Below are 10,462 nucleotides of genomic sequence, written 5' to 3' on the forward strand. Positions count from 1 at the left end.
CGTTCTGGCAGAGAGCGAAACCATGGGGAACACATTTTCGTCGGATCGCTGTAAGCAGTGCGGGGGCCGGCGGACGCCGCAGCACACCGGGCGCCCGGGCGAGTACTGCAGCACCAAGTGCCGGCAGGCGGCCCACACCGAGCGCCACAAGGGACTGCCTCCCGATACCTCCGACTTCGACCACTTCCTTCACCGCGAGCTGGACGCAGCGTGCGCGGAGATCCAGGACCTGCAGCATGCTCTGCGTACTCCGGCCACGGCAGTCGAGAAGCCGCTGGAACTCCTCCTGCAGCTGCAGCGGCGCCTCGACCAGCTGACTCCGCCCGTGGTGGGCCGCACGAAGCGCCTGGGCGCGTCGTGGGAGGTGATAGGCCGGCTCCTCGGTATGAACCGGGACACCGTGCGCAAGAAGTACAACTCCTCAGTCGTGCAGCGCGCACTGACCCGCGCTCACACCAAGGGCCCCGCCACCCGGCCCGCACCCCGGCACATCCCCGCGGCCGCACCGGCGGAGCCCTTCCCGCCCCAGCCACTTGCCATGCAGGCCGCCTCCCTCGGCCACACAAGCACCGAAACCGACATCGAGGACGAGAACGAGAACGCCGAACCATCCCCGGACACCGGCTCCACTGCCCGGCCGGCGGACTTCGCCTGCGTGCTGAGCAACCTCCAGCGTGCCTCCGGATACAGCCTGCGAGCGCTCAGCAAAAAGACCAAGGTCTCCCCCAGCTTCCTGTCGCGGGCCATGAACGGCGAGCGCTTCCCCAGCTGGGAAGCGACAGCGGCCATCGCCCGCGCCTGCGGCGCCGACCCCGAGGTCCTCAGAAAGATCTGGGAAGACGCCGACGCCCGGAACCGACGCAAATCCCAGCCCGAGACCCTTACCTCCGCCCTGCGCTACCTGCACCGACGGGCAGGAAGCCCCACCCCCCCGTGGATATCCGTCAGCAGCGGACATCTCCTGACCCCGGACCACATCGCCGGCCTCCTCAACGGAACCACGACCGGCACCCTGGAAGACATCCAGCTGCTCGTCCAGGCGCTCGACGGTGAGTACACCTACTTCGAACCCCTCTGGCACCAGGCGACGACCGAACCCACCACCCCCAACCCAGCCCCGGAACCACAGCCCCCCGGCCAGGGAACCACTCACCGGCTCGAAGAACTCATCACCGCCTTCAACAACATCCTCGCCACCACCACCAACCGCCCCACCACACAACGACGCCCCCTGCCCACCCCCATCCACGGCGCCACCACATGGGCCAGCACGTAGACCGTGCCCATCCACGTGCACCGATGAGCCGGCTGCCGGGACCGGCTCATCCCCCGCACCCCAGCCCATGGAACTCACCCGGCATCAGATGTCTCGCGCCCGGAAAGGCGTCCTGGCCCAGGGCGCAGCCGTGTCTTCGCTGGCAGCGCGGTCCTGTCCGGCACTCTGTGCCCATGACCAACGTCTTCGAGCACACTCCGCAGGCCTGGAACGCCGCGCAGCTTCGCGACGCGCTCAGGCACCTGCCCGATGACGCGCCCATCCACATCGGCGTGGCAGACGACCCCGGCGACTTCAACGGGTACCGGGACTTCGTCCTCGTGGACGCGCATCAGGTGGAGAACTGGTGGCCGGCCACCTCCACAGCACCGGAACGTACCGAGACGGCGGAGGCGCTGACGCTGTTCGCCGACTGGGAGCCGGGCGCCTACGACCGCCTGGACTGAACCGGTACCCGCCGCGGCACCCACCCAGGGGATGCCAGTACCCGCGTACAGCTCGGGCTCCAGCGACAAGACCGTGAGCGGCCCCCGCCTTCACCGCATCCGGACCACGGTGAGGGTGCCGCGCCGACCGGACCAAGCCAGCACCTCCACGACCAGGTCCGTCTCCACCCGCGTATACAGCTCGCCCCCTGCCGTCCTCTCCCCCACCACCACCGCACCGCTCAAGGCCTCACCGACACGAGCTTGCGACCACAGGACCGGTGACAGCCACAGGAGGGCCGGCGTGGGGGAAGCCGTTGCTTCGGCTCTCCCAAGTCCAGGCGGTCAGCATGGTGTTGGACACTGAACATCTTCTCTGTCCGGGTTCCGCCAGTCCCGCGCAGTCTCCATCCGCTGTCGCCAATTCCTGCTCCTTCTCCCACTGCACCCATGATCCGGTGAGGTGAAAGGACGGGTATTTTCCTCGCCGAATCCTCGTAGACCGTGACCGGATCCGGTCGGGCACCCAGCGGGAGGGATCTCGCCGTCCAGGAACCCCCCATCAAGTTCAGCAGGCGCCCATGGGATCAAGCCATCGCAATATGCCCGAAATATCCAACCTAAAGGGCACCATTCGATTGCCGGCACTAACTTGCCATCCCTAAAGAAATGGCAATGAACGTGCAAAGAATATCTTTGTATTCTATGGCTAGAAACCCCTTGCAGGGGCCACCGATCGAGTCGTACGGTGATCATCATTCAATTGAAACGTCGTCAACATTCCGCCTCCGGTATTCAAGTCAATGACCAGGGTTTCAACTGGTCAATAATGCGCCGATGCATGCAGGGATGATTTTGAGGGGTGTATTATGAATGGTAGCGAAGAATGGAATAGCGGCGGGTTCTTCATCGTGGATGGGGGAATAGTTGAAGATAGCGTCTGGGATGACCTGGCCCAAGAGGCTGCGTCATGCATGAATGACGCCATCGAAGTCGGAGTGAAAGATACGGTCATCCGACGCGATGGTAGTTTCGCAAGCCCATCCCGATATTCCGTCCATCGCGGTGGACCAATTTTCCAGGAATTGTTGAGATCGCGGGATCTCCTGAAAGAGGTGCGTACCAGGTCCGGATTGGGACGCTTGGTGCCTGCGCGCTGTGGCTACAACTACTATCGCGCCGGCGACTACATGGGCGTGCATCGTGATGAGATCCGTGCAACGGTGACACTCACCTTCGGCCTCACGGACAACCTGGGCGCGACAGCTTGGGTTCCGGAGATGCGAACGGCAACAAGTAGCGAGCTGCTTACTTTCACTCAGGAAAACGGCACATTGCCAGAAGTGAAATCTGAAATGCAGATCGTCTCGCGAAAGATAAATGCCTTCGACGGGTACAACATTCCTCATTGGCGCATGCCGTTTGAGCACGATCTTGGAATTCTCGCCAATCTTATCTATTTTGAGCTCTGATTAACGCTCGGGCCATGCAATTGCGGTGACGATCGCCGCCCAAAATTGTCTGCAGTCAGGTGCGCCTTTGAACGTGCCAGCGCTGTGGATTTTCAATAAATCACCGAGAGAGAAGGAGAGTTTCATGCTGAACGAAGACTTCGCAATGGAGCTGCTTGACGAGGGAATCGCACCGCAGAAGCACGACGCTGCCGTGCCGGTCTTCATCGTTGGCGACGAAGTTGCCTACGAGGGCAAGTAGTTAATCATGTGGGGGCAGTCCATGGACTGCCCCCACATGGCCTGCCTATAAATCAGCACGACACCTGAAAACTCCGGGATTGGCAAGACCCGAATGACGAAGACATATTTTAATGGGACTCATCGTGCGCGCCGTCCGGCGGAGACGCTGGAGTTGATCAGCCCACTCTTCTCACGCTTCGGGATTACCCGGCTTGGCGATGTCACAGGTCTCGACAGTCTGGGAATCCCTGTCGTCATGGCGGTGCGCCCCACAGCTGCGACTCTTTCGGTCTCACAGGGCAAGGGTGTGGACCTCGTATCGGCGCAGGTTTCGGCCGCCATGGAAGCGATTGAGCTCTGGCACGCCGAAAACGCGGTCCCCACGGCCAGCGTGGCCGGCGTCCCTGCTGAAAGTCTCGGTCTGCCATATCGGCTGGCAGATGTGGAGTCATCAGGCGAGGCCATCGGCACTGAGGCCACACCGCTGGACTGGATCGCTGCGTCCGGGCTCGTCAGCGGAGCTGAAACTCTCGTACCTCACGATCTTGTGGAGATGAACTGGGCAGCCCATGCCTGGCAGCCCCCCCTCGTGGTCGCCACGAGTAACGGACTTGCTTCCGGGAACACCGTGGCTGAAAGTGCAGTCCACGCGCTCTACGAGGTCATCGAGCGCGATGCTGCAAGCGCCCTCGCTCTCACCCCAGCCAGCGAACGAACGTATGTACGGCCGGAGTCGATAGCCGATGTACTCTGCCAAGAACTCATTGCACGTCTGCGAGCCGGCGACGCCTGGATTGAGCTTGTCATGGCGCCAAGTCGGCTCGGCGTGCCTTGCTTCGTGTGCTACCTCTGGTCGCCTGATTACATCGGCGTCTCCACTGGGTCAGGAGCACATTCCGATCCCACAGTTGCTCTTGCCCGGGCACTGACCGAGGCAGCCCAGAGCCGTCTCACCAGCATCGTGGGTACTCGGGACGACATCCGTCCGGAAGTGTTCCGGCCCCACATGGGCAGGGTCGACAGTCCTGCTACCAAGAGTGAACTGGCCGACTGGAACGTCCTGGTGCCCGAAGCCACACCTATTTTCGGAACGTTCGAGGCAGAGATGGCATACCTCGCTCAGAAGACCGAAGAGGTTTCTGGCATGGAGCCGCTACTTGTCGACCTTTCAACCAGTGACATGTTCGCCGTCACCAAAGTTCTCTGTCCTGGTATGACTTTCTTGACACGCCATGAAATCCCTCGAGGCGCAGAGGGGGGCGACGCTGCATGACCACGCATGTCTTCGCAGGACCGACTCTGACCGCCGACGAAATCGTTGCGATTCTGCCACATGCCAAAGTGCACCCGCCGGTGCGCCATGGCGACCTGCTTGGGCTGTCTGCAAAGCCCGAAGACTTCGTTGTGATCATCGACGGGTTGTTCCACCAGACGGCGCCCGTACGTCACAAAGAGATCCTTGCGCTGCTTCACCTCGGAGTCACCGTGGTCGGGGCATCCAGTATGGGAGCGCTGCGTGCAGCCGAGATGTATCCCCTCGGCATGGTCGGCATCGGCAGAGTCTTCGAGATGTACCGCGATGCCATAGTGACCGCGGACGACGAAGTGGCCGTAGCTCACGGGAGCGAGGTAGGCAGTCGCTCTTCGTGTGATCCACTCGTGAATATCCGCTATGGAGTGGAAGCAGCAGTCAACAACGGCACCCTGACAGCTGATCAGGGAGCATGGGTCGTTGAACTTGCTCGTAGCGAAGCCTATCCAGCTCGTTCTTGGGGCCTGATCCTGCATAAGTTGAAATCGCATGATGCCACCGCCGCACAGCGGCTGGCGGACTGGCTCGCTGTCCATCGGGCTGACACGGACATCAAGCGTCTCGACGCACTCCAGGCCCTCAGGGCCGTTCGGGACGGGGAGGTTCCATCCCACCCGTTGACCGCTCTGGACGGGCGCTGGAACACAACTCATCTGAATGCGTGGCGCCTACGCTTCCACGTCGAGCAGTGCGACACCCGGTCCATACCCAGAGCGGCAGAAGTTCACTACGAACAACTGTTTGCTCCGGATTTTGCTCAGCGTTGGTATTGCCTGGCGGTCCAAGCAATGACCAACAGCGTCGGGGACCATATGAGTCTTGCCGACTGCGAGGAACGTCTACTCAGGCACGCTGGCCAGATAGGTATCTCGGTTGACACGGTACGTGCAGACCAGGTCGCGCGCTGGCTCTCACCGTCGGAAATCCGGAAGCTGAACGAGGATCAGCAGCTTCTGAGGCTACTAGTCCGCACATCAACGCTATCGCCAGGTATCCCGGTCAGTACGGATCACAATGTTTGGTACCAGAGCCTAGTGCCACAGCCGCAATTGACACGTGCAGCGGTCGCAGCCGCCTTCGCTGCCAACACAAAACTCGCCGAGGCCAATGCGCTAAGAACAGTGCACAGCATCAAACGCACAAGCCTTGAGAAGTACCTCTCTCAAGAGTGGGACACCCACTGCGGCAGTCCTGACAGTCTGAACCGACTTGCCCGTGACCGTGGATTCACCTCATTCGATAACGCCATCGAGGTCTTCCGCTACTTCGTCGTTGGACGCCGAGAGTCACCTCGACACCCCAAACTTACGACGCCGGCGCCGGAGGAAAGGACCCTATCGTGACGAGGTCGAAGCCATCTCCCACGGTCGCAGACCTTACGCAACCGACCGCGGTCAGCCGTTGCACGGGTATCAGTCTGCAAGAGTTCGTCCAGAATTATTGGGGACGTGTCCCCAGGGTCGCCGAGGCCAGCCAATTGCCCGGCTCCTTCGAGGACCTGCTGACGATCGACGCCGTGGACACTCTCATCTCAACAGGAGGTCTCCGTGCCCCTCACCTGAGGATCATCCAAGACGGAGCCGACGTAGAGACTCGTCGCTTCACCAAGACCGCAAGCATAGGCAGCGAGCGGTTCGATGACGTTGTCGACTCCGACGCTGTGGCACGGTTCCTCGACCAGGGAGCCACTCTCGTGGGCAACACGTTTCAGAAGCTTTGGGCTCCGCTGGGCGTCTTCAGCGACAGAATCGCCAACGAACTCGGCCATCGCGTGAACGCCAACCTCTACATCACACCCGCAAGCCGTCGTGGCCTCAACGCTCACTACGACACTCACGACGTATTCGTGCTACAGCTCGAAGGATCGAAACGCTGGCTGGTACACGAACCAGTGGTCCAGCTCCCCCTCCCTTCGCAGAGCCACTACGACGTTGCACCCGCCACGAACCAGGACCCCGTCCTTGATGTAGTCCTGCACGCTGGAGATTGCCTCTACCTGCCTCGTGGCTACATCCATGCCCCTGAAGCCCAGGGCGAAAGGTCAACTCATCTCACCCTGGCAGTGCTGACGGTGCGATGGGCCGACATCGTCCGAGACGTGGTAGCGGAGGCCGTCGCCAAGGATGTCGAGTTGCGTGCATCTGCACCGCTCGATTTGATTAGTGGCCGAGCCCTCATGGCGGATCAGCTAGTGAAGAAGATAAGCGCATTTGCCACCAGTCTCGGCAATCTGGAGGACCTCGACAGCGCAGCCGTCGTCGACCGGTGGGCCGAACTGACCAGGGTATCTGAGCCCGTCGCTGTCCTCGGCCGCAGCCTGACGGCGAACAGCCTGGACGGGATCACACCACTTCGGCCACGGATGGGAGTGCAGTTTTCCTTGCGTCCCGGCCCTGACGGGCAAGGACTGATCCTGACTGGAGGAGACCGCCGGATGCGAATCCCCACTGAATACGAGAACGCTGTACGGTACGCGACCACCCGGCCGTGCACGGCCCAAGAAATTGCCGCTGATCCGGAGAACTCAAATCCAACGCCAGACATAATCAAGATGCTGAAACTTCTTGTCTCCAACGGATTTTTGGTTCCTTGTTGACTTTGATTACTGCGGTTCAGTCGATCCAGAGACCGCGAAGGGGTGCTCGTTGACTCCGGTGACCAAGCAAGAATACTTGGATTCGCTTCCTGAACTGAGGGAGCGACTTCGTAGCTTCTGGAGCCGTCATGACTATATGTGGCACCCAGGGTGGGGTAGACCGTTCTTGCCAGTCGGGCGCATTCTTGATGAGTTCGGCGAGGTTTCCCTTGACGACATGGATCACCTGAAGCTGATTCGTTGGTATCCGGCAGTCGTTTCTGATTCCCCTCGCGGAGAACGCATTGAGGTCTTTGACTTCGCACCACTACATATGCAGCAGGGTCTTCGTCTGGTCAAGCGTCGGCTTCTGTCCCGGACTTACGGCTGGGGGATGCCGCTTGACTCTTCCTTGTGTTGGCTTAGGGATCGACTCCAGGGAACGCCAGTGATTGAAGTGGGCGCTGGCGCTGGCTACTGGTCCTCCCTCCTAAAAGCTCGTTCTGTTGATGTCATTGCAACGGATCTGCAGCAGATAAAGAGTAATGGATTCACTATCGGATCGGGTTTCACGCATGTCCGACAGCAAGATGCCGTCCAAGCAGCCTCGGAAAATTCGGACAGGGCGCTCATGCTGGTCTGGCCACCCCCCGCAAGCTCGATGGCTGACAGTTCCCTTGAAGCATACGAAGGGGATCTGCTTGTCTACGTGGGAGACCCACTAGGCGGCATGTGCGCAGACCCTGGCTTCTTCTCTCAACTGAGCCGAAACTGGCGCCTCACGTCGGTCTGTCCGCTGCACCTTCGATGGCTCGGATATCAAGACGAGATTCAAATCTATCAGCGTCGGTAGCTGACCTAAAGGCGCAGCAAGTGAGTTCCTCGGCAACGTATTTGTGCGCAGCGGAAGTCATCCAGGGTCAAACCATCCCTGCCGGATCCCAGGGTGTCACACGCGAACTGAGGGAGATCTCAGCCCCCTCTCCCAATGCATTGCCACAGCAGAATAGAATCGACCGGATATCGCTCAAAATTCGACGGGCGTGACCCGGCTGGAGAAAAATGACCACAGTCCAACACACGCCACCAGCCGTATCCCCACTGCGGGTACCAGCCTTCCGCAGGTTCCTGCTAGCCCACCTGATATCGGCAAGCGGTTCAGCGATGGCGCCCGTGGCGTTGGCGTTCGCCGTGATCGGTCGCGGCGGTGGCGCCCAGTCCCTCGCGATCGTGCTCGTTTCGAACACGGTGCCCACCCTCATCTTCCTCCTGATGGGTGGTGTACTGGCGGACCGCATGTCCCGCAGCCGGCTCCTCTTCCTCGGGAACCTCGGCGCCGGGACGGCACAGTCAGCGGTCGCCATACTTGTGGCAACAGGAACGGCAACTACACCCGCGATCAGCGTCTGCGCCTGTGTCTCAGGCGCTTCGGCCGCGTTCATTACACCTGCGGCCCAGGGGATTGCGACTCAACTGGTCCCGAAGGAACAATTGCAGCAGGCCAACGCACTGGTCCGTCTTCCTGGGAACATCGTCAAGATCCTGGGCCCGGTGGCAGGAGGATTCCTCGTAGCGCTGACGGGGCCTGCCTGGGCCCTGGGGTGGGACGCGGCCACTTTCTTTGTCGCGGCCCTGCTGCTTCTCGGGCTCCGGCTGGTGAGCTCCGTTTCTGTCCATGGTAGTGTGCTGGCCGACCTCCGTGCCGGCTGGTCCGGTTTCCGGAGCCGGAACTGGCTGTGGAGCTACACCGTGGCAGGAACGGTGACCGTGGCAGCCTGGCTTGCCGGCTACCAACTGCTCGGTCCTCTCGTGGCGGACGACAGTTATGCGGGTGCCCGCTCTTGGGGCCTGGTGCAAGGCGCGTTTGCGGCCGGCCTTCTGGTCGGGACCTTCGTGTGCCTGGCCTGGAAACCGCGGCAGCTGATGTTGGTTTGTGTGGCGTCGAGTTCGGGGATCATGCTTCCACTTGCCGCACTGGGCCTGGAGCTGCCTCTGTCATGGGTGCTGGCGGCCGCCGTCATTGCTGGCATCGGGCTTGACGTTGCGATCGTATCCTGGTCCACGATCATGCAACAGCAGCTCCGCGACGAAGAGCTGGGGCGCCTCAGTTCGTTCAACGCGGTCGGAGAACGCCTTGCCATCCCGGCCGCCTATCTGCTGGTGGCAGTGGCATCGTCGTATTGGACGGTCCAGCACATCCTGCTGGCGTGCTCAGGAATCATCCTCTTCGCCACATTGGCGAATGCATGCGTGCGCGACGTGTACCGGATCAACCGAACATGAACCTGCCATGTCCCTGGACAGTTTCTCGGTTGGTGGCATCTGGGACTGTGCGGGACCGGTGGGGGTTGGCGGCGTTGTTCTGGTCGCACGTCAGTCCGTACGTCACCTTCCGTCTCGACATGGATGAACTGCTCGACCTCGGGCTGGTGGCCAGCGTGCCGTGTCCGCGCTCCGCCGAAGCCGCTGCGGTGGCCTGCTGACCGCTCTCATCCAATCGGGACGTTTGCTCAGCGAGCCCAGGTGTCTGGCCTTCTGTTCACAGTGAGCCTTTCCAACCTCCGAACCGTCGGCCGGCCCCTGGCACCAGCCCGCAGCAGTCAGGGACGTTGACGCCCTCGGGAGCCTTTCAGGCGGCTGCTCCTTTCCACGCGACTTCTGGGTGTTTCTGCGGAGCGCCCTGGTGGCGTTGTGCTGGCTCGCCAAACCGCTCGCCTCACCCGAGGGCATCGAGGACCGCCCGCTCCCGCCACGTCTCCGTCCGTTCCCTGGAGCGCTACGTCCGCCCCGGCATTGGCGCGGTCGCCAGGCACGTTGCCGAACACGACCCCGCCGCCGATGAACATCCCGAACTTGCCGGCGGGTTTCTTGCCCCTAAGGGCTTGCAGGGAATCAAGGTGTTGCTTCCCGTTCTGTGGCTCGTTGGTGTGGTACGCGCATCCCGGACGAGACTCGTAGCCAACTCTTCGTGAAGTTTGCGGTGTTGTTCCCGCTTCTCGACGAGCGGCAGCGTCGGTTGCTGCTGGCTGCCGAGGCCCGTGCCCTGGGGCACGGCGGCGTCCGGGCCGTCGCACGGGCGGCCGCAGTGAGTGAAACGACGGTCCGCAAGGGCGTGCTCGAGCTGGAGGCCGGCGAGGAACCCCTGGGCCGGGTGCGGCGTCCGGGCGGGGGACGCAAGCG

10 protein-coding genes and 1 pseudogene are annotated in these 10,462 nt (G+C 61.8%); 10 read left to right on the forward strand and 1 reads right to left on the reverse strand.

The features are described 5' to 3' along the window. The first annotated feature begins 22 nt into the window (after window positions 1-22). A complete protein-coding gene (locus ACWCPY_RS37880; RefSeq protein WP_451272906.1) occupies window positions 23-1,276 on the forward strand; it encodes a helix-turn-helix domain-containing protein in 1,254 nt (417 codons plus the stop codon). Window positions 1,277-1,449: 173 nt separating this feature from the next. Then, entirely contained in the window at window positions 1,450-1,722 is a 273-nt protein-coding gene (locus ACWCPY_RS37885) for a DUF6225 family protein (protein ID WP_451272908.1), read from the forward strand. A 90-nt stretch (window positions 1,723-1,812) separates the two neighbouring features. On the opposite strand, the gene ACWCPY_RS37890 is transcribed toward ACWCPY_RS37885, so the two are convergent. After that, entirely contained in the window at window positions 1,813-1,947 is a 135-nt protein-coding gene (locus ACWCPY_RS37890; RefSeq protein ID WP_451272910.1) for a hypothetical protein, read from the reverse strand. A gap of 623 nt (window positions 1,948-2,570) precedes the next feature. On the opposite strand from ACWCPY_RS37890, the gene ACWCPY_RS37895 reads away from it, so the two are divergent. The 8 genes and pseudogenes from ACWCPY_RS37895 to ACWCPY_RS37930 form a co-directional block, all read left to right on the forward strand. Next, a complete protein-coding gene (locus ACWCPY_RS37895; protein ID WP_451272912.1) occupies window positions 2,571-3,173 on the forward strand; it encodes a hypothetical protein in 603 nt (200 codons plus the stop codon). A gap of 25 nt (window positions 3,174-3,198) precedes the next feature. Then, window positions 3,199-3,414, forward strand: a complete 216-nt coding sequence (locus ACWCPY_RS37900; RefSeq protein ID WP_451272914.1) for a hypothetical protein — start codon at window positions 3,199-3,201, stop codon at window positions 3,412-3,414. Between the two features lie 93 nt (window positions 3,415-3,507). Next, entirely contained in the window at window positions 3,508-4,668 is a 1,161-nt protein-coding gene (locus ACWCPY_RS37905; protein WP_451272916.1) for a YcaO-like family protein, read from the forward strand. Next, on the forward strand, window positions 4,665-6,050 hold the full coding sequence (locus ACWCPY_RS37910) for a TfuA-like protein (protein WP_451272918.1): 1,386 nt from the start codon (window positions 4,665-4,667) through the stop codon (window positions 6,048-6,050). The genes ACWCPY_RS37905 and ACWCPY_RS37910 overlap by 4 nt, the downstream gene beginning before the upstream one ends. Beyond that, window positions 6,047-7,303, forward strand: a complete 1,257-nt coding sequence (locus ACWCPY_RS37915; protein WP_451272920.1) for a cupin domain-containing protein — start codon at window positions 6,047-6,049, stop codon at window positions 7,301-7,303. The genes ACWCPY_RS37910 and ACWCPY_RS37915 overlap by 4 nt, the downstream gene beginning before the upstream one ends. Before the next feature lie 1,041 nt (window positions 7,304-8,344). Next, window positions 8,345-9,565: an MFS transporter gene (locus ACWCPY_RS37920; protein ID WP_451272922.1), complete on the forward strand. Its 1,221-nt coding sequence runs from the start codon at window positions 8,345-8,347 to the stop codon at window positions 9,563-9,565. A gap of 32 nt (window positions 9,566-9,597) precedes the next feature. Then, window positions 9,598-9,765, forward strand: a complete 168-nt coding sequence (locus tag ACWCPY_RS37925) for a hypothetical protein (RefSeq protein ID WP_451272924.1) — start codon at window positions 9,598-9,600, stop codon at window positions 9,763-9,765. A gap of 455 nt (window positions 9,766-10,220) precedes the next feature. Then, window positions 10,221-10,462 (forward strand): annotated as a pseudogene (locus ACWCPY_RS37930) (ISAzo13 family transposase); the annotation flags it as partial.

The sequence above is a fragment of the Streptomyces sp. NPDC002403 genome (assembly GCF_053593015.1).

What these genes read in the sequence shown, in the direction of transcription:
- ACWCPY_RS37880 (WP_451272906.1), top strand. Translation starts at nt 23, where the DNA reads ATGGGGAACACATTTTCGTCGGATCGCTGTAAGCAGTGCGGGGGCCGG.
- ACWCPY_RS37885 (WP_451272908.1), top strand. Translation starts at nt 1,450, where the DNA reads ATGACCAACGTCTTCGAGCACACTCCGCAGGCCTGGAACGCCGCGCAG.
- ACWCPY_RS37895 (WP_451272912.1), top strand. Translation starts at nt 2,571, where the DNA reads ATGAATGGTAGCGAAGAATGGAATAGCGGCGGGTTCTTCATCGTGGAT.
- ACWCPY_RS37905 (WP_451272916.1), top strand. Translation starts at nt 3,508, where the DNA reads ATGACGAAGACATATTTTAATGGGACTCATCGTGCGCGCCGTCCGGCG.
- ACWCPY_RS37910 (WP_451272918.1), top strand. Translation starts at nt 4,665, where the DNA reads ATGACCACGCATGTCTTCGCAGGACCGACTCTGACCGCCGACGAAATC.
- ACWCPY_RS37920 (WP_451272922.1), top strand. Translation starts at nt 8,345, where the DNA reads ATGACCACAGTCCAACACACGCCACCAGCCGTATCCCCACTGCGGGTA.